Annotated in this window: 12 protein-coding genes and 3 pseudogenes; 7 read left to right on the top strand and 8 right to left on the bottom strand. The window is 68.5% G+C overall.

The window, feature by feature from the left end; genetic code table 11:
• Nucleotides 1–541 precede the first annotated feature (541 nt).
• From ABZ883_RS42120 to ABZ883_RS42110, 3 genes are all read left to right on the top strand, one after another.
• Entirely contained in the window at nucleotides 542–1,195 is a 654-nt protein-coding gene (locus ABZ883_RS42120; protein ID WP_360917307.1) for a choice-of-anchor M domain-containing protein, read from the top strand.
• Between the two features lie 14 nt (nucleotides 1,196–1,209).
• Nucleotides 1,210–1,857, top strand: a complete 648-nt coding sequence (locus tag ABZ883_RS42115) for a choice-of-anchor M domain-containing protein (protein WP_360917304.1) — start codon at nucleotides 1,210–1,212, stop codon at nucleotides 1,855–1,857.
• A 298-nt stretch (nucleotides 1,858–2,155) separates the two neighbouring features.
• On the top strand, nucleotides 2,156–5,869 hold the full coding sequence (locus ABZ883_RS42110; RefSeq protein ID WP_360917301.1) for a S8 family serine peptidase: 3,714 nt from the start codon (nucleotides 2,156–2,158) through the stop codon (nucleotides 5,867–5,869).
• A gap of 204 nt (nucleotides 5,870–6,073) precedes the next feature.
• Here ABZ883_RS42110 and ABZ883_RS42105 read toward each other — a convergent pair whose 3' ends face one another.
• From ABZ883_RS42105 to ABZ883_RS42095, 3 genes and pseudogenes are all read right to left on the bottom strand, one after another.
• The gene (locus ABZ883_RS42105) at nucleotides 6,074–7,072 is read right to left on the bottom strand and encodes a hypothetical protein (protein ID WP_360917298.1); all 999 of its coding nucleotides are present in this window, start codon (nucleotides 7,070–7,072) and stop codon (nucleotides 6,074–6,076) included.
• 27 nt (nucleotides 7,073–7,099) lie between these two features.
• Nucleotides 7,100–8,305 carry an IS110 family transposase gene (locus tag ABZ883_RS42100; protein WP_360917295.1) on the bottom strand — a complete coding sequence of 402 codons (1,206 nt, stop codon included), beginning with the start codon at nucleotides 8,303–8,305 and terminating at the stop codon, nucleotides 7,100–7,102.
• A gap of 244 nt (nucleotides 8,306–8,549) precedes the next feature.
• Nucleotides 8,550–8,765 (bottom strand): annotated as a pseudogene (locus tag ABZ883_RS42095) (transposase family protein); the annotation flags it as partial.
• Nucleotides 8,766–9,332: 567 nt separating this feature from the next.
• Between ABZ883_RS42095 and ABZ883_RS42090 the strand changes: the two are divergent.
• Entirely contained in the window at nucleotides 9,333–9,905 is a 573-nt protein-coding gene (locus ABZ883_RS42090) for an XRE family transcriptional regulator (RefSeq protein WP_360917292.1), read from the top strand.
• A gap of 23 nt (nucleotides 9,906–9,928) precedes the next feature.
• On the opposite strand, the gene ABZ883_RS42085 is transcribed toward ABZ883_RS42090, so the two are convergent.
• Nucleotides 9,929–10,975, bottom strand: coding sequence for an NAD(P)/FAD-dependent oxidoreductase (locus ABZ883_RS42085; RefSeq protein WP_360917289.1), 1,047 nt, complete (start codon nucleotides 10,973–10,975; stop codon nucleotides 9,929–9,931).
• Between the two features lie 306 nt (nucleotides 10,976–11,281).
• Here ABZ883_RS42085 and ABZ883_RS42080 point away from each other — a divergent pair, with 306 nt between their 5' ends.
• The 3 genes from ABZ883_RS42080 to ABZ883_RS42070 all read left to right on the top strand — a co-directional run bounded on the left by ABZ883_RS42080 (nucleotide 11,282) and on the right by ABZ883_RS42070 (nucleotide 14,421).
• The gene (locus tag ABZ883_RS42080; protein WP_360917286.1) at nucleotides 11,282–11,968 is read left to right on the top strand and encodes a rhodanese-like domain-containing protein; all 687 of its coding nucleotides are present in this window, start codon (nucleotides 11,282–11,284) and stop codon (nucleotides 11,966–11,968) included.
• Between the two features lie 190 nt (nucleotides 11,969–12,158).
• Nucleotides 12,159–13,523, top strand: a complete 1,365-nt coding sequence (locus ABZ883_RS42075) for an MBL fold metallo-hydrolase (RefSeq protein ID WP_360917283.1) — start codon at nucleotides 12,159–12,161, stop codon at nucleotides 13,521–13,523.
• A 148-nt stretch (nucleotides 13,524–13,671) separates the two neighbouring features.
• Nucleotides 13,672–14,421 (top strand): sulfite exporter TauE/SafE family protein, encoded by a 750-nt coding sequence (locus ABZ883_RS42070; RefSeq protein WP_360917280.1) that lies wholly within the window; start codon nucleotides 13,672–13,674, stop codon nucleotides 14,419–14,421.
• Nucleotides 14,422–15,593: 1,172 nt separating this feature from the next.
• Here ABZ883_RS42070 and ABZ883_RS42065 read toward each other — a convergent pair.
• The 4 genes and pseudogenes from ABZ883_RS42065 to ABZ883_RS42050 form a co-directional block, all read right to left on the bottom strand.
• A pseudogene (locus tag ABZ883_RS42065) lies at nucleotides 15,594–15,797 on the bottom strand (integrase core domain-containing protein); the annotation flags it as partial.
• 57 nt (nucleotides 15,798–15,854) lie between these two features.
• Nucleotides 15,855–16,037: pseudogene (locus tag ABZ883_RS42060) on the bottom strand (transposase family protein); the annotation flags it as partial.
• Nucleotides 16,038–16,242: 205 nt separating this feature from the next.
• Nucleotides 16,243–17,697, bottom strand: coding sequence for a group II intron reverse transcriptase/maturase (ltrA, locus tag ABZ883_RS42055; protein WP_360917277.1), 1,455 nt, complete (start codon nucleotides 17,695–17,697; stop codon nucleotides 16,243–16,245).
• 520 nt (nucleotides 17,698–18,217) lie between these two features.
• A complete protein-coding gene (locus tag ABZ883_RS42050; protein WP_360917274.1) occupies nucleotides 18,218–19,321 on the bottom strand; it encodes a C4-dicarboxylate transporter in 1,104 nt (367 codons plus the stop codon).
• Between the last annotated feature and the right edge of the window lie 351 nt (nucleotides 19,322–19,672).

Here is a 19,672-nt window from a genome sequence, read left to right as displayed (position 1 = left end):
CGCATCGGTAGAAGTCCGCGCGCCGGCTCCCGCGGCCGTCCGCCTCGGCAGGCGCCCGTACCGCGGGTGGGGGCACCGCCCCTGCGGTGTCCCCAAGGGCAGCGCTCTGACGGGAAGTTCCATCGCGCGAACTCGCCCCCAATCCGGCGATCATGCGGGTTCTGCATGCAAGGCCCTGCGTCACGTCAGCCAGCGCAGGCCGTGAGTCTCGTCCTGCACGGAACGTACGTTCCCGGCCGGATGACGATCACGATCGGCCGGCATGCCTGTGCCCTTTCCCTCTTCTTCTCATTGACCCCGTTCTCCTGACAGGGTCCGCGCGCCCGATCGCGTATCCGCGGTGACATCGACCACCCAGCGCGTTGCCCGATGTCTCCTTCGATCGGGCGGGGTCTCCACTCCGCACCTGTAAGTTGACCCATATCACCCAACCCACCCCTGCCGAGCGGGCGTTGAACGGGCTCACGCTTGCCAAGTTTTTGAAAATGATTATCGTATTGCCTGCGTGGTCCGCGAGGGACCACATGGAGAGGAGTCTTCTGTGCGCCATCCCGTTCGCCTGCTCATAGCGGCAGGCGTCATGGCCGGAACCCTGATCGCCGCGGCACCGGTACAGGCAGCCGACCAGGTGGTACTCAGCAAGGGCCACGTCGATGTGATCGGCGTGGCCTACGAGGGCGGCGAGCTCGAACTCGCCGTGCACGACGAGAGCTCGGGCGAGGAAGTGGAGTACGCCCCCGAGAACGTTCAGCTCCACGCACTTCCCGCCGCCAAGACGACCGTTCCCACCGACCCCGCCTACGCCTTCCTGGGCAAGGCCGGAAGCCGGGTCTGGGTACTGCCCGAGACCCAGAACCCGGATCTGCTCTGGGCCGGCTTCGGCGCCGAGGAACTCGAGTCCGGCGTGCTCAAGAACGACACCGTCGACGTCAAGTTCCTGTCCCTGCAGGGCCCGGGCAAGCTCGCGGTCTACACCGACGACGTGTTCGGCTCCCCGGAGACGGTCCTGGTCAACAGCGGCGACGGCCTGCCCGACACCGTCACGCTGCACGCCGGCGACCACTCCCACGCCAACTGGGCCTTCACCAAGGCCGGAACCTACAAGGTCCGCGTCAAGCTCTGCGGCCACCTCGCCGCGAACGGCCAGTCGGTGCACTCCCGCACCGCGACCTACACCTTCAAGGTCCTGAGCTAAAAGGAGCAGCAACCATGCGTACCCCCCTCAGGCTGCTGGGGCCCCTGGCCGCCGCGGCCGCGCTCCTGGGCCTCGTCGCCTCCCCGGCCCAGGCCGCCACGGTGCTGACAAGCGGGCACGTCGATGTCGTGGACGTCGACTACGCCAATGGCGCGTTGACGGTGAACGTCCTGGACGGCACCGGCTCCACGGATGTGGAGCGTGCCCCCAGTGACGTCACGTTCCGGGTCCCGGTGGCCGCCAAGCACACCAACGTGCCGACCACCCCGGCGTGGTCGTTCCTGGGCACCGGCGGCACGGCCTGGATCCTCCCGCAGAGCCAGACGTCCGGCCTGCTGTGGGCCGGCTGGAACGCCACCGAGGTCCCGGCCGGGATCTTCCAGAACAACCGCGTGTCGTTCCAGCTCACCAACGTCACGGGCCCGGCCGGATTCAGTATCTACACCGCTTCCGGCGGAACGCCCACCGTCCTGTTCGACAGCGGCAACGGCCTGCCCGACACGCTCAACGTCAATGCCGGCGCCCACACGCACGCGAACTGGGGCTTCGACGCGCCGGGCACCTACACGGTGACCTTCAACGTCAGCGGAGTCCTCACCTCCACCGGGGCCACGGTCTCCTCCGGACCGAAGCAGTTCACCTTCCAGGTCCTCAACAGCTGACACCCGCACACCGTGGCGGGCCGGAGCACCCCGATACGGCGCTCCGGCCCGCCGCCATGCTAGCGAGCGTCACCAAACTCGCCAGTCCGAAGCTGTCCTGCTGCACAGCAATGGGGGCGTCGCGGCGACCAGGCCCCAACGCAATCGCCCGAAGCGCCCGACCCAACCCAGCCCCGAGTCCGCACACCAGCTACGGCGTAACTGCCCTTCTCATCCAGTCAGCCTTCTCATCCTTCGATGAGGCCGCAGTCGCCTCTTCGAGGCATTTCACTGCACGTTTCAGTTCCGGAGCTCCTTCATGTCCCGTATCCCCATCCCTAGACCCGTTCCGTCCATCGTCGCGATAGCAGGCGTTCTGGCGGTCGGCATCGCGCCGGCCACGGCCGCCGTATCCGCGGACCACGCTGGTCGCGGGCCCGCCGCCGACGCCGCACAACGCTCACCCGGCAATGGCGGCACGCACACCGTCACCCTCATCACCGGCGACAAGGTCACCATCGGCACCGCGCCCGACGGCACCGTCATCCGGTCCTTCGAGGGCGTGGACGGGACCACCACCGGATTCCACCGCGCCGTCGTCGACGGCGCCACGTATGTCTACCCCGACGCGGCCCTGCCCTTCGTCAGCGCCGGGAAGCTCGACGAGCAGCTGTTCAACGTGACGAAGCTGATCGCCGACGGCTACGACGACGCGCACACCGCCCGCCTGCCCCTCATCGTCGGCTACACCGACGCCGCCGCCCGGTCCCGGACCCAGCTGAAGATGGCCGGTGCGAACGTCGTCCGGCAACTGGACAGCGTCCAAGGCGCGGCCGTCACCCAGGACCGCAAGAAATCCGCGGCGTTCTGGTCCGCGCTCATCGGCGGTTCCGGGGCCGCGGCCCGTTCAGCGAAGCCAGCCTTCGCGGGCGGGATCGCCAAGATCTGGCTCGACGGCAAGGTGCAGGCCGACCTGGCCGACTCGACCACCCAGATCGGCGCACAGAAGGTCTGGGAGGAGGGCAACACCGGCAAGGGCGTCGAGGTCACGGTCCTCGACAGCGGCATCGACGCCGAACACCCCGACCTCGCAGGCCAGATCGACGCCACCGCCAGCTTCGTCCCCTACGAGGAGGACGTCGCCGACTACAACGGTCACGGCACCCACGTCGCCTCGACCATCGCAGGTACCGGCAGCGCCTCCGAGGGCAAGGAGCGGGGCGTGGCCCACGGCGCCCGGCTGAACATCGGCAAGGTCCTCGACACCGAGGGCAGGGGCCAGGAGTCCTGGATCATCGCGGGCATGGAGTGGGCCGCCCGGGACCAGCACGCCAAGGTCATCAGTATGAGCCTGGGCGGCGGCGGTGACGCGAGCGACCCGATGAGCCAGACGGTCGACCGGCTCAGCCGTGAGACCGGCGCGCTGTTCGTCATCGCGGCGGGCAACAGCGGCCCGAACTCCATCGGCAGCCCCGGCGCAGCGGACTCCGCGCTGACCGTCGGCGCCGTGGACTCCGCGGACCACCTCGCCGACTTCTCCAGCACCGGCCCGCGTTCCGGCGACGGCGGTCTGAAGCCGGAGATCACCGCCCCCGGCGTCGACATCCTGGCGGCCCGCTCCCACTACAACCGGGGCTCGGGCTACTACACCACCATGAGCGGCACCTCGATGGCGACGCCGCACGTCGCGGGCGCGGCCGCGCTGCTGGCCGCCGAGCACCCCGACTGGACGGGCTCCCAGCTGAAAGAGGCGCTGGTCAGCACCGCCAAGGCCACCCCGACGTACACGCCATACCAGGCGGGTGCGGGCCGTCTCGACGCAGCAGCCGCGGTGCACGCCTCGGTCTTCGCGACCGTCAGCGCCTACTCCGGCTTCCACACCTGGCCTGCCGAGCCGGGCGAGACCGATGTCCAGAAGGTGACGTACACCAACGTCGGCGACGCGCCGGTCACCCTCGACCTCGCGGTCGAAGGCACCGTTCCGGCACAGCTGTTCACCCTCTCCAACAGCCACGTCACTGTCCTCGCGCACGGCACCGCCTCCGTCGACGTGACCGCGGCCGTGGACCGGCTGACGGCCGACGAGCCGGTGAGCGCAATGGTCACCGGTACGGACAGCTCCGGGAAGGCCAGGGCGCGCACCCTGATCGGCGCCACGCTGGAAGGGCAGCGGCAGAACCTGAAGGTCGTCGCGAAGGACCGCTCGGGCAAGCCGCTGGCGGGCCGGGTCACGCTCTCCGCCGAGGGCATGTTCACCGTCATGGACCTCGACGAGTCCGGCACCGGCTCGGCGCGGCTGCCCGTCGGCACCTACAGCGGCTGGCTCACCTCCGACGTCCAGGGGGCGGACGGCCCGCACTCCCTGGGCATGGCGCTGCTGGCCTTCAACGACGTACGGCTGAACCAGGACCGCACGGTCACCCTCGATGGCCGCAAGACCCGTCAGGTCCTGGCCCGGGTGCCGCAGCGGACCACGGCCGTCGCACCGCGCCTGGACGTCCACCGCTCGTTCGGCGACAGCCTGGTCGAGTCCTCGATGCTGCCCAACGAGACGTACGACAGCATCTGGGCGCTGCCGACCGGCAAGAAGGTCACCGACGGCGAATTCGAGTTCGGTGCCCGCTTCCGCCTGGAGCAGCCGGCGCTGACCCTCTCCACGAAGTCGAAGACCTACGCCGACCCGCTGGTCAAGCGCGGGGCCAAGCCCCTGCCGGCCGGCACCCGCACACTCACCGCGGTCTACGCCGGTGACGGCACGACCGCCGAACTGGCCCGCCACAAGCCGAGCGGCAAGGCCGTGGTGGTGCAGGGTGGCGACCCGGCCGCGATCAAGACGCAGGCCGAGGCCGCGGCGGCCGCGGGCGCCCAGGTGCTCCTGGTGGTCAACGACGGCGCCGGCAGGCTGCAGCCCTGGGACGAGAGCCCCTGGAGCTCGCAGAGCCCGGCACCCCTAACGGTGGCCACCCTCAACGCCGACCAGGGCGCCGACCTCATCGGAGCGCTCAGGCACGGCCCGCTCAAGCTGAAAGTTACCTCCAACCCCACCACCGACTACCTCTACGACGTGGTGCACCACTGGACCGGCGCCGTCCCGGCAGACCCGACCTGGCGAGCCACACAGCGCGACCTGGGCAAGGTAGCCGTCTCCTTCCGCAACCACCGCCAGGGCAAGGCGCTGGAGTTCCGCCCCGACATCTGGCGGGGCTGGGTCGTCGGCAACCAGCTCACGGCACCCGCGCAGGGCGACCGCACCGACTGGGTCACCGCCGGCGCGACCTGGCAGGACGACGCCTTCATCCAAGGCGAGGCCGGGCAGCACTCGATCGACGTCCTGCGCTACCCGGCCGGGAAGACCGGCAAGGTCTCCTGGTTCGGCCCGATCCAGCGCCCCCGGATGGGCCCGATCGGCTACCAGCCGGTCCGCTACCTCGACGGGGTCTACATCCCGGCCCCCGGCTGGGGCGACTCCGGCTCCGGCCACGTCGGCGAGGCCTACGCCAACTTCAACGTGAAGAACTGGATGGCGCTCTACCAGGGCGACCAGCAGCTCGACTGGGGCAACGCCGAGTACCTGCCCGTCACGGGCCTCGCCCCCGAGCGGCTGCCCTACCGGCTGGTCGTCGACAACGACCGCGCGGAATGGAAGGCCCCGTACTCCACACACACGCTGACGGAGTGGAACTTCACCTCCGCGGCCACCGGCTCCGAGGCGGCGGTGCCCCTGCCTCTGATCCAGCTCGACTACGGCGTGGACACCGACAAGGCCGGCCGCGCTGACCGGCACGCCAAGCTGACCGTGACCGCCTCGCACCTGCCCGGCACCACCGCCGCCATCGGGAAACCCTCACTCGAAGTCTCCTACGACGACGGCAAAACCTGGCACCGGACCGGCCTCGACCGCCGCGGTGACGGCTGGCGGACCAGCCTGCGCGCCCCGAAGTCCGCAGGCTTCGCCACACTCCGCGTCACCGCCCGGGACAACACGGGCAACACCATCTCCCAAACGATCACCCGGGCCTTCGGCCTGCGCTGATCCCACCGCACTACACCATGCAGGGCGGGGCCGCGACCAGCGGCCCCGCCCCGCGTGGTTGAAGCCCGGGCGGCGTGGCGGTGCCAAGCGCCGCCTGTCGCGCTTGATGCCTGGCCCAGGGCCCCGCGAGATCCAAGCGCCGAGTGGCTCACGTGCACAGCGGGCCTTCCACGAGCCCTCACCCCGTCGGAGTCCACCACCCTGTCAGTTTGCCTCGTAGACGTGCGGCATTTTTATGTGCCGGGCGCCTTCGCCCCTGAGAGATTGAGGGAGAGCTTGTGTCGTGATCACCTGGGTGCCCGTTGCCTGAGCGGCTTCTCCCAAGTCCTGCAGAACGGATTGGATGACGCCCGCGTCGATGCCTTGCTGGTAGGGATTGTCGAGCATCAGGAGTCCGGGGAAGGCGCACTCTTCGTCCAGGTCGTTTGCCAGGAAGAGAGCGGCGTAGCTGTAGGCGAGGAAGAACAGCACGCGTAGTTCTGCGCCGAGGATCTGGTTCCAGGGGCGGGTACCAACGTAGAAGGTGAGGTCGTTGTCGCTGATAGTGATGTTTCCATTGCCCCAGCCGCTTCCTCGGTATTTCTGCAGGAAGAGGTTCATGCGCTCTGCGAAGAGGGCGCACCGGTCGGCGGGTGACAGGCCGATGGCCTGGTGCGTGGACTGGGCATCGGTGATGTTCTCCAACGCCTGCTCGGCGGATGCGACGGTCTGGCCAGCCTCAACGCGCCGCTGCAGGATCTCTTCGATGGCCGGGAAGGCTGCCATCTTCTGTTCCAACTGCGCGATGCTGCCGGCAAGGTCCTCCAGCGCGGTCATGAAGGGGGCCAGGAGGGCGGCGCGTGCGTTGTTGATGTGCGCCGCCAGTTCGGCTTGCTGCTGCTCAAGGTGAGTGCGGCGTTCGTATGCGGCTCGTAGATCGTCGGCGGTACGGGTGATGACGTCTTGCAGGTCGGCCAGTTCTGACTCCAGCGAGCGGATCTCGACCTGGGCACGGCGTCGGCGCTGGTCATCGTCGACGGGCTGGTCGCACAGGTAGCAGGCGTCGTCGTGGTGGGGCCGGTGCGGGTCGACACTCTGTTCGCAAGCAGGGCAGAGCCGGACAGGCAGGGAGTCGAAGAGATCGACCGAGGCGATGAGGCGCTGGATGCGGCCGGTTTCCGGGGTGACCGTCTGCGCTGACTGATTCCCAATGGAGTTTGTCAAGGGCGTCGGTGACGCTTGGTGATCACGTCACATGGCTGTGAGTCCGCGTTGGGGTGGCTCGGTGGTGAAGGTCCGTTGGTCTCGGATGAGGGCCCAGAGCACGTCCAGGCGGCGTCGGGCGAGTGCAAGGATCGCCTGTTTGTAGGTTTTGCCCTCGCTCCTCTTGCGTTCGTAGAACGTTCTGGAGGTGGGGCAGCAGCGGGCGGCGACCTGGGCGGAGAGGTAGAACACGCGCAGGGGGCGGCGGTGGTAGCGGTGCGGGCGGCGCATGTTGCCGCTGAGGCGTCCCGAGTCTTTGGGCACGGGTGCCAGTCCGGCGACGCCGGCGAGTCGGCCGGGGCTGCCGAAGGCGTCCATGTCGCCGCCGGTGCAGGCGATGAACTCGGCGCCGAGAAGGGTGCCGATGCCGGGCATGCTGGTGATGACCTCGGCGTGCTGACGCTGACGGAACCGGGTCTCGATCGCCGCGTCGGTGCGGGCGATCTCCTCGTCCAGGGCCATCACTGCCCGTGCGAGGGTGCGCACCATGGCGGCCGCCGTCCTCTCGCCGGGGACTGCGGTGTGCTGAGCCTGTGCCGCCTCGACGGCGACGGCCGCCACTGCTGGCGCGCTGCGGACCTTGCGGTTCGCAAGCCAACTCGCCAGCCGTGACTGGCCGATGCGGCGCAGGGCGGACGGGGTCTGGTAACCCGCCAGTAGGACAAGTGCGGCTTTGGAGGTGCTGTAGTCGAAGGCACGTTCCAGGGCCGGGAAGTACTCCAGGATCTGGGCGCGGAGCCTGTTGATCGCTCTGGTGCGGTCGGCGGTGAGGTCGTAGCGGCGGGCGGTGAGGATCCGCAGGTCTATCGCGATTTCGTCCCACTCCGGCAAGGGCTGCAGGTCACGCCGCATCCGGGCCTGGTCCGCGATGACGTAGGCGTCCTTGGCGTCGGTCTTCCCGTCCCTGCGGTAGGAGCCGGAGGCGTGGTGGACCGTCCTTCCCGGGATGTAGTGGAGTCGCTGCCCGTGTCCGGTCAGCAGGGCAATGAGCAAGGCCGCCCCGCCGGCGTTCAGGTCGATCGCCCAGGTCACCGGATGGCCGTCGGCCAGGTCCAGCACGTCGCTCATGAGTTCCAGCAGCTCGTGCTCGTCGTTCGGCACCCGCCGCGACAGGACCTTCACCCCGTCCGCATCGATCACTGTGCAGTGGTGTTCAGCCTTTCCCGCGTCCGTTCCCGCCCACAACTCGGGCACCGGCGTCTCCCGTCGTCGCTTCGTGTACTGGTCCCTGCGGACGGCCACGCCGACGTGTCCCTACGAAGCGACTGTTCGCGCATCCCAATGAGTGGCCGTGTCGTCGCGGGGTTCCGGGCGGCCAATCACTGAAAGCCACACAAGCGGTATGAGCCTTGTGAGCCACGCCCGAAACCCCTGGGCCTCCCGATCCTACGAATGACCGGAACCGAACCCGCCAACAAGGTAGGGAGCTTTGCCGGGTGGTGAGCTCTTTGCGGGGCGAGCGTCTGGTCGGCGTGGCGAGGGTGCCGCCGGCGCCGAGGTAAGCCAGGTCGGCCAGAGCGCGGTCAGGTCGTGGGTGCGGCCGGGCAGGGCGCGGGAGATCCACACGATCTCGCCTTGCGGGTCGGTGATGACCCTGCAGGTTCACACCGTGCCGGCGGTGTTTGCCGGAGTAGTCGGCGCAACTGTCGCCGACCTCCGGGTCGAGTTCGCCGACATCGACTACATCGACATCGAGCTGTAGGCGGGACCGGTTACCCCCAAGGTTTCCGGCCCCGCCTGCGCCTTGGTCCCCTCTTCCCCAAGGGGGCGCGACAGGCCTGTTCGCAACAGGAAAGGCTGGAATGGCCGCCGTGCTGCAAGGCGGTATGACGATCCCCGGGCATAAGCGGCCGCGTCTGGGAGGCGTGACATCTGCTTGCCGAGGCGCTGGCACATTTACGACCGCACTTGGCCGGGACTCTGCCGGCAGTCGACACAAAGCGGGTTCTCTGGGGCTGGAGATGTGGTGCGAGAGAGTTTGGGCAGCTCAGCGCCGGTGTCCCTGACCGTAGCCGGGCGCCTTGGGCCGTGGCGATTGCTGCCGGCTACATCTGAAGGGTGTTCCCCGCCGCGAGGAAGACCGTGCAGGCCCTGGCGATCGCCAAGGCCTGCACCGGCACTTCCACCGTCGAGCCGTCGTCGAACATCCCTGGCGCGGACTGCGCAGTTGCTGCTCGAACCTGCATTGGGAAGGCTGTGCTGTTTCAGGCAGTATCAGAGTGTGAACAGTGCGAAGAAGGACGTTGTGGGTGCGGTCGGGCCCCGTCTGCGGGAGCTGCGTCGTCGGCGGGGGATCACGCTGGCTGAGCTCGGCCGGCGGACCGGAATCAGCGAGAGCACCCTGTCTCGTCTGGAGAGCGGTAGTCGCAAGCCGACTGTGGAGCTGCTGCTGCCACTGGCCAAGGTGTACGCGGTGCCCCTGGACTATCTCGTGGGCGCGCCCCGTACGGGAGACCCGCGCATTTATCTGCGTCCGGTGACCCGGGACGGCATGACGTTGGTGCCCCTGAGCGATCCCGGTGGCGTCCAGGCTTACAAGCTGCTCATTTCACCTACGTCTCAGAGCGAGCCGGAGCTGCAGACCCACGACGGTTTTGAGTGGATCTATGTGCTCTCCGGGCGGCTCAGGCTGCTGCTGGGGGAGCAGAGCCTGAGCCTGAAGGCGGGCGAGGCCGCGGAGTTCGACACGCACGTGCCGCACTGGATCGGCGCCGACGGCGACCAGGCCGTCGAACTCCTCATCCTGCTCGGACGCCAGGGAGAACGGGCCCACCTGCGGGTCCGCGCCACCTGATCCTTGCGGCGAGGGCGCGATGCTCAGCCCCTGAGGGAGTCCAGCCCGTGCACGCGGTCGCCCTGCACCCTCCGTGACACCTCGGCCTCCATCTCTGCCCTGAACACGCCGCCCCCCTTGGCCGCGCGGGCGGCGGCTTCTGCGTCGGCCTTCAGCAGGTCCATGTGGATGGCGGCGGCTGCGGTGGTTCCGGCTGCTGCCGCGGCGGGAACTCCGGCCAGTACATCGCTGACGTTGCCCGCGGCCCACACGCCCGGCACGCCGGTGAACCCGGACGCATCCACCCGGACCTGCTCTCCCAGGCCCATGGGGTGTTCCTGCATCGTCACGCCCAGGTCCCGCAGGAAGCCGGCGCGGGCCAGGAACCGGGGTGCGACCACCAGTTCCTGGACCGCCACAACCTTTCCTGATGCCAGCCGCACCCCCGCCAGATGGTCCTGGCCGTCAATCTCCAGCCCGGTGATCTCACCGTCGACCACGCCGACACCGAGAGCGGCCAACTGCTCCCACTGCTCGTCGGCCAGCTCCGTTCCGGTGTGCAGAAACAGCGTGACGTCCTTGGACATCTGGCGGAACAGCAGTGCCTGATGGAAGTTGCCGAGGACCCCGATGGCCTTGTCCCGGACTTCCCAGCCGTGGCAGTACACGCAGTGCAGCACGTCCTGCCCCCACCGTTCGGCCAGCCCCGGCACGTCCGGTAGCGCATCGACCAGACCAGTGGTCACCAGCACTCTGCGGGCGCGTACGCGCTGCCCGCCCTCGGTGTCGACCCAGAAACCTGAACCGTCCTGGGAGATCCCCGCGACCTGCCCCGAAACGACGCGACCGCCGTACGAGGCGACTTCCTCGCGCCCGAGCCGCAGCAGCTCCAGGGGAGAGATGCCCTCGCGGCCGAGCAGGCCATGGGCCCCGGCAGCCGGGGCGTTGCGGGGCTCGCCCTTGTCTATGACCAGGACCGACCGGCGCACCCGGGCCAGATTCAAAGCCCCGGACAGGCCGGCGGTCCCGCCTCCGACCACCACGATGTCCCAGGGCTGTCCACCATCTCGTATCAACTCGAAGTCGTTCATGCCCTCAGCGTGCGGCGGTGCCACGGATGCGACAAAGGTTCTTGCTGTCCTGGCAAGAATCGCCGGTATCCCGGCGACGGTGATGACCGCCGATCGGCCGGGTCTATCGGGTCGCACCGACGATCTTGCCAGTCCAGCAAGAGAAGTCGCCGCCTGCAGACACGTATGTGCAGGCTTCATTCAGACCGGCCCGGCGCACGACCGAAGGCCGGTGTCTCCGGGACTCGGTTGTCTTCCCGTATTCGCCGGGAACCCGTCCGGCTTGAGCGGGCATGTCGGTAGTCGAAATACTTGAGGAAGCGGCAGATGGAAAATCGCCACGTTGTGATCATTCCGATCGAGATCGACGAGGAGAAAGAAGCCTCATATCTCGCCGCATGGCAGGATGCCGCGGAGGTGATGGCGGCGCAGCCCGGTTTCCTCCGGACCTACATGTTCCGCACCATCGTCCCTGGGAGCAAATTCTCCCTTGTCAACGTGGCGGAATGGGAGTCCACCCGCCACTGGGAAGAGGCGATGAACGTCTGCCCGATGCTCGGACAGCAGATAGCCGTCGCCCACGCCTCGAACTACGAGGCAATCCGAACCGTCCTGCCCACGCAGGAGCCCAGGCCCGACGAGGGCCACACACCCACCGGCCTGTCTCCTGCCGAGGCCCACCGCCGCGCCGAGGACGGGGAACTCACACTGATCGACGTCCGTGAAGAGGACGAGTGGACAGCGCACCGCCCAGCCGGCGCCCTCCACGCCGCGCTCAGCACATTGCCGACATCGCTGCCGGACCTGCCTGACGGCCCGCTGGCCTTCGTCTGCCGCACGGGCAACCGCAGCGCGCAAGGCGGCGCACAGGCGATCCGCGCAGGCCGATCCTCCGTCTACAGCGTGACGGGCGGCCTTGAGGCGTGGGAAGCAGCAGGACTGCCGGTCGTCCTTCCCGAAAGCGAGAACGCGGCAAACAACGGTGATCGCCCAGCAGCGGCACGTAAGAGCTGACCACAGCAGCACCAACAGGTAGCCGCTGCAGATCTCCGCCGGCGTGAGATCGGCGACACGCCGTCCGCTCGCAGTCTTCAGAAATTCGCCATCACCAAACGGTTTCGGCGTGGTGCGATTTTCCAGAGCTGCAGCGGCGGCTTCGCGAGACGGAATTATCCGGGTGCGCCATCCCGGAGAGGAGCCAACCATGTTCTTTGTTGAAACGCTGGAATTCGAGGGGCTGGGCAACCGCAGCTATCTCGCCGGGGGCCAAAGAGCGGCGGTCGCGATCGACCCGCCGCGCGACGTCGACCAGGTGATCGCCCTCGCCGCGCAGCGAGGAGTGCGCATCGCCTACGTGGCGGAGACGCACGTGCACAACGACTACGTCACCGGCGGGCTGGAACTGGCCCGCCTCACCGGAGCCCGCTACCTCGTCCCGGCCGACGCCCACGTCTCCTTCACCCGCACCCCTGTCGCAGACGGAGACACGTCCGAGGTGGACGAGGCCCTGGTGCTGCGTGCGATAGCCACCCCGGGCCACACCCCGCACCACACCTCCTACGTCCTGGAAAAGGAGGGACGAGCGGTGGCCGCCTTCACCGGCGGCTCGCTGCTGATCGGCTCCGTGGGACGCCCCGACCTGGTGGACCCGCGACTGACCGAGCAACTCGCCCGCGCGCAGCACGCCTCCGTCCACCGACTGGCGGCAACGCTCGACGACGAGGTGCCGGTCCTGCCCACCCACGGGTTCGGCAGCTTCTGCTCCTCCTCCCAGACCGAGGGCGACGCGAGCACGATCGGCCAGGAACGCGCCGGCAACGACGCCTTCACCCTGGACGTCGACGACTTCGTCAAGCAGGTCCTGGCCGGGCTGGAGAACGTGCCCGCCTACTACACACACATGGGCCCGGCCAACACCGCTGGCCCCGCGCCCGTCGACCTGACCCCGCCCGAGCCCGCCGACGCCGCACAGATCGCCGAGCGGCTGGCGGCGGGAGAGTGGGTGGTGGATCTACGCAACCGAATCGCCTTCGCCGACGGCCATGTGGCCGGATCCTTCAACTTCGAGGGCACCGGCAAGCTGGCCACCTACCTGGCCTGGCTGATCCCCTGGGGCAAGCCGGTCACCCTCCTTGGCGACACGCCGGCGCAGATCGCCGACGCGCAGCGCGAGCTAACCCGGGTCGGCATCGACCGCCCGGCCGCCGCCGCAACCGGGGATCCAGCCACCTGGGTCCGCCACGGAGAACGGCTCGCCGCCTTCCCCCGCGCCAGCTTCGCCGACCTCGCCGACGCACACGAGCACGGCGAAGACCTGGTGGTGCTGGATGTGCGCCGGGACTCCGAACGTGCAAACGGCTTCATCGAGGGCTCGACGCACATTCCCCTCCACGAGCTGCACGGCCGAGCCAGCGAGGTGCCGGACGGCACGGTGTGGGTGCACTGCGCCGGCGGGATGCGGGCGGCGATCGCCGCTTCCCTCCTGGAGGCGACCGGACGAGAGGTCGTCGCCGTCGACGACGGCTTCGACGCCACCGCCGACACGGGCCTGAGCATCACCCGGCCCTGACATCCCCTCTTCCACCCGCACGAAGGCATGTGATGTTCCTCCCCTGCCACACGCCCGGCCACCTCCCCGGCCTCGAACAGGTCCACCCCCTCGACACTGGGGCCGCCCTGCGGGCGCTTCGCCGCAGCCGACGCAGCGGGCGAATAGCGTGACTGCCCTGATCTTGGCCTTGGCCGCCGGAGCCGTCGTGGGGCTGGTCCTCGGCGCTCTGGGCGGCGGTGGCAGCGTCCTGGCGGTACCCGCGCTGATCTACCTGCTCGGCTTCACCCCCGCCGCGGCCACCACCGCCGCTCTGATCATCGTCACCGCCACATCCCTGACCGCCCTGTACGCGCACGCCCGCAGCAGGCGGGTGCGGTGGAAGGCTGGAGCGGCGTTCGCGGCCGCCGGGATCCTCCCGGCGGCCACCGCCGGAGCCGCCGCCGCCCACCTGCCCCAAAGCGCCCTCACCCTCGCCTCCGCCGCCATAGCCGCCCTCTCCGCCATCAAAATGCTCCGACCCGCCGGCACCGACCGCCCCAGCGACGGCTGTGTACGGCCGGGCAAGGCAGCCGGGGCCGGTGCCGCACTGGGCACGCTGACCGGACTGCTCGGTGTGGGCGGCGGCTTCCTCGCCGTCCCCGCCCTGGTCACCGTCCTGGCCTTCGAGATGGACGCCGCGGTCGGCACCAGCCTGCTGGTCATCACGGCCAACTCACTGGCCTCCCTGGCCACTCGCGCCAGCACCGCCGCCTCGCTCGACTGGGCGGTGATCGGCCCGTTTATCGCAGCCGCGATCCTGGGCGCCTGGGACGGCAAGCGCATAGCCGCGAAGGTCTCCACGCCCCGCCTGCAGCGCATCTTCGCCGTGGTCCTGCTGGCCGTGGCCGCCTTCATGCTCGCCGACGCCCTGATATGACGGCAACTCAAGCTCGGCGACTCTTTCTCAGGCGAGCCCGCATCCACCCGGTGTTCCCGGTCGCCGCCCCTCGGGGCAGGCAGGCACCGTCACCCGGTACGTTTCGCCTGCCCATCCGCCCCGTACACGCCCCGACAGGGTCTGTCCATCTCGAACGGCCCTGTCTCATATTCGGTTTGCGCCGTGAGGCGCTGTTGGTTCGTGTGGAGGTGGAAGACCCGTGTCGGTGTGAGGTCTCAGGACTTCCTTGACGGTTTGTCGTCAGGAGATCCTTGACGGTCCTGCTGGGTCCCCATGCCTTTGACGTAGAGCCTGGTGATCGGCTCGCGGTTCTTGCGCGGCCGGACGGCGAGTTCGTCCTCGCCGTGCAGGATCCGGTAGTGGGTGTCCTCGATGACGACGGTGACGATCTTTCCCGCGTGCCGCGGTCCGAGCTTGATGAACTGGCCGTTGATCATGAAGCGGCCGCTCGTATGCACCTTGCGCTGGGCCCGGATGGCACCGGCCGGCAGGGGCGGAGGCGGCAGAGGGGACGTCGCCGTCCGTGCACCGTCGATCTGCCCCAGACGATCGGCCGGAACCGGGCAAGGCCACGTCCCCATCAGAGCGTCGTCCGCGATGGCGTGCATGAGGTGCCCGTCAAGGCGGAGAGTGATCGTGCGGCCGGCGAGGGCGAATCCGACCTGGTAACGGCCGCCGGCCAGGCAGACGATCCCGTCACGATGGACCTGGCGGTCGACCTCGACCGGTTCACCGGCGGCGAGGATGGCCGTGCCGCTGCGGGCCCTGGGCAGGGCGGCGGGTGCGGGCTCGGGACCGGCCGGACGGGCGCCGTAGCGCATGGTCAGGTAGGCGAGATCCTCCGGTCGCAGCCGGGACGGGACCGTGGTGACGAGGTGCCCGTCGAGGAGTAAGTGGACGCTGCGGTGGTTCGCCCAGACCGTCAGCGTCCTGCCGGCCAGTGCCTGGTGGATGCCCACCCGCTGCCTGCCGGTCACCAGGGTGATCTCGCCGCTGGGCGGCACCCGCACTGTGAACTCGACTGCGGTGCCCTGCGGCGGCAGGGCGGGCGATTCGACGACCTCGATGGACAACTCCGGCTCCGCCGCTGTCTGTTCAGGATGATCATCACCGCGGAGGCGGACGGCGGTGTGGGGCCGGAAGAGGCTGATCGGGGTGGCCATGTTCAGGGCCTGGTGCGGGCGCTGGTGGTTGTAGGCGTGTACCCAGCCTACGATCGCTTCCTGGGCCGCGGCCAGCGACTCGAACGGCACGACGTGATCAAGGAACTCCTCGCGCAGGGTGCGGTGAAAGCGTTCGGACTTGCCCGTAGTGGTGGGTGACCGCGGCTTGGTCAGCCGCTGGGTGATGCCGTCCAGTACCCCGGGCACCTGTTCACGGAGGGTGTGGCGGCAGCCTCGCGTGGGGCACACCAGACGCCGCACCCGTACACGGACCACCACCCGTCGTCCGTCGACCGGAACGTCGGCCACCGTCCGCCAGTGATAGCCGTGGACCCGTCCCGACGAGGCCCCGCACACCTGGCAGGCCGCAGTGTCCAGCGGCGTCCGGGCCCGCACCACGATCCGCTCACCCTCGTCGGCCACATCCTCCATGACCAGCGGAGACAAACCCGAAAACACCATCCGCACAAGCTCGTTGACACCCATCACATAAAGGTCAACGACCCTCGCGACTCTCCGTCACCGCTGAGTAGGCCCGGAGCGCGGTGCCGGGATTGCTCCCGGTCCGTTTCTCCGGACCTCTCGCCGAACCCGCCGTGCGCCTCTCAACGCAACGGGCTCTCCACGGTCTCTGCCGTCAGACGGGGTTCGCAGGCTGCCATGGGGTGAGGATCGTGCTGGCCCGGTATCGGTAACGGCTGACCGTGACCGATGCGATCTGGAACAGTTCGATCCCGTCCGCCGCGATCGGTAGCCACCGCCCGGCGGGGGTGGTGAACCGGCGGCGGACGTCGCCCCAACTCCACCGGTGACGCGCCCGTAGCATGCGGACGAGTCGCCACCACGCGAAAGAGTCAAGCTTCGTGAAGACATGCTTGGCGACCGCGTGCTTGAAGTAATTGGCCCAACCGCGCATGATCTGGGTGAGTCTGATCAGCACGGCGGCAAGATCCTGCTGCGATGTCCTGCCCGTCAGGGCACGGATCTTCGCCTTCAGCGACCGGATGGGCCGGTCCGCGATGAAGGTGTAGACGTGCCACTTGTTCGTACCTCCCTTGCGTTTCCGCTGGATGCGGAAGCCCAGGAAGTCGAAACCGTCACTCATGTGCACGATCCGGGTCTTCACATGCGACAGGCGCAATCCCAGAGGTTCGAGCACGTCAGCGACTTCTTCACGCAGTGCCGCGGTGTCGGCCTCGGTGCCGTGCACCAGGACGACGAAGTCGTCCGCGTAGCGGACGACCCGCCACGTCGGTTGCTTCTTGCGGCGCCGGTAGGCGCGTTTGCCTTCGGTGGCCATCGTCCCGCCCGGCTCCCAAGGCCCGTGCAGGTGCTCGTCGAGCACCGACAGGGCGATGTTCGCCAACAACGGGGACAGGATGCCGCCTTGCGGAGTGCCGGTCAGTGTCTCCTTGTCCTCGCCGAGTTCCGTGAGGACTCCGGCCTTGAGGAAGGCTTTGACCAGCAACAGGACACGCTTGTCCTTCACCCGGTGACGCACTCGGTCCATCAGGGCCGCGTGGTCAATCGAGTCGAAGCACGCCTCGATGTCCGCATCCAGCACCCAGCGGTAACCGTGGGTGCCGAAATAGTGGATCTCGGCGATCGCGTCCTGGGCCCGCCGTCGGGGCCGGAATCCGTAGGAGACCGGCTTGAAGTCGGCCTCGAAGATCGGTTCCAGCACCAGCTTCAGCGCTGCCTGAACGACCCGGTCCGCGATCGTCGGAATCCCGAGCTTGCGGACCTTCCCCGAGCCTCCCGGTTTGGGGATGCTGCGTTCCCGCACCGGCAGAGGACGGAACGAACCGTCCTTGAGGGCGGTCCGCAGGTCGTTCAGGAACCCGGGAACACCGATCGACTCCTCGACATCGACGGCGGTCAGGCCGTCGATGCCGGGCGTCCGGGCTCCCTGGTTGCCCGCGACCCGGTCGAACGCCACCAGCAGCGTTGCCGGGTCGTGCACGAAGTTGAACAGGTCATCGAACCGGCGGCCGGAGTCGGCCACCGTCCAACGGTGAAGCTTGGTCTGCATCTCCAGTACCCGGGCCCGAGGACCCAGAGCTCCGCCATTCGGCGGGGCGTCTTCCGGCATTGCAGCGTCCTTCCCTTCTTGATACCGCTGCCGCCCTTCCCCATGCGGCCGGCTCTCCCGGCCTCGGAGTACTACGGCGGCTCCGCCCCGTCCCCAACCGATCAGCGGTCGATGCGCTCAGCCCCGACAGCCTGCTGGTCGCAGGCGACAGGGCGAGGTTCGGGACGGTTCCCGTGTTCACTGTGGTTCGCTCGATGAAGGAGGAGTCCGGCTGTGTCCCTGCGGCATCGCCACGAGTACGCCGCAGGCTTTCCTCGTGGCCTCCCAAAGCGGCTTCCGTAAACACCCCGGGAGTTCTCAAGACCACCCGAAAGGATGGCCTGGATACGCACCGCTTCCGGCCCTGATCCGCCATGTTCGAGCCGGTGTCTCATTGAGAGACGTAAAACGCCGGTTCCTCACGTACTCCTCTCCATCACGCTTGCCGGACCCGCCCCATCTGGCAGTACTGGCACGTCCCGGCTTTGTCAGGGCCGCTCTCGCCCTCCCCGGCATCACCCGGATCAGGCTGCCCTCAGCTTCAACCCAGCTGCTGCGACAGCGGGTTGGTGCAGGTCTTCCACCTCCACTCGAACCAACAGCGCCTCACGGCGCAAACCGAATGTGAGACAGGGCCGTTCTTTTTACAGTCCCCGCCTCTGTGTCCCTGGGCCCGGGGCGCGAGAAGCAGTGGCAGGGAACGAACGGCCACGGCTCCGATGACCGCGGTGGCTGCGCCCAGTACGGCCCAGCCCAACGGGGTCCTCCAGGGTGCCGTGGTCAGTGAGAGCAATCGGATGCCGTAGGTTGCGCTGGCTGCGGTGGTGAAGGTCAGGGCCCAGAAGCCAAGCGCGAACGGCAGCCGCAGGTATGTGCGGATCAGGAACAGTTGCGGAAGCAGCATGGTGGTCATGGCGCCGAGCAGGAACTCGTGTACGGTGTCCGACCGGCCCCCGGCGATCGCCCACCAGGCGTTGCCCGCAACTGCTGGCGGCGCAGAGAAGATCGCTAGGGTTGGCAGCAGCGGCTGGGGTATTGCCGGTCCGGTGGTGAACCTGCCCAGCGACAGCGCCCCGATCAGGAACCAGAACACGATGCCCGTGGCAAACAGCGCCTTGGCGACACCTGGATGACCGATGGTCGCCAGGGACTGCGCGGAGATGAACGACGCGGCTACGGTGGGCAGTAGGTGTCCGCCGTGCAGGGTGGCAGAGTCTCGGGGCACGGTCAGCAACCTGGCGATGAACCATCCGCCGAAGCCGACGCTCAGTGCGAGCATGACCCATACCAGGCCGTTCCCCAGCGTCGGCCACCATGTCGATAGGCGCGCGGACATCAAGGAGCCGGTGGCGGGGACGAGCGCCGCGAACGGGCCGAGCACAGGGTGTCGCAGATCTTCCGCCACGGCGCGCGGGCTCAGCCCGGCCACGACGTATCGCACCAGCATCAGGGCCCAGGCGGCCGCTGCTGCCGACCAGATGACCTTGCCTACCGTATTCGGCGCTCCCAGTTCGATGCCGGCCGTCCAGGTGCCCGCCAGGCCGGACAAGCCGAAGGGGACCCCGAAGGTGTTGAGGGGAAGCCTCGCCGGAGGGCGGAAAGGAACATCGGTGGAATCGGCCACCTGGGTATTGGTTGCGGGCATCGGTACTCCAGTCGTGATTGGCCGGCTCTGCGAGGACAGACGAGGCAGGCCAGGTGGCCGCCGTCCCGGTTGGGAGCGATGTTGATACTCCACCCGACACCCGCCATGAGTCGAAGGACTGCTGTGTATCGTCTCCATAGATCCTGCGCATGAACGGAAGGTGCGGACCCGGACCCATCCGCTCCCCACCGGGCTTCAGCGGGCAGGGGAGGTTTCACTCGCGGTGACCGGAGACGGCACCCATAACGTCGTGCGACTAAGGGTTGTCCCGCTATTCGCTCGCGGACGGCGGCGGACGGGCGGCTGACTGGCCATGCCGGGGCGCCACGTATCCGCTTGGGCCCGCCCGCG

It is taken from the genome of Streptomyces sp. NPDC046977 (assembly GCF_040644455.1).
In the GTDB taxonomy this organism is placed as follows: domain Bacteria; phylum Actinomycetota; class Actinomycetes; order Streptomycetales; family Streptomycetaceae; genus Actinacidiphila.
This window is presented reverse-complemented; position numbering and strand designations above follow the sequence as displayed.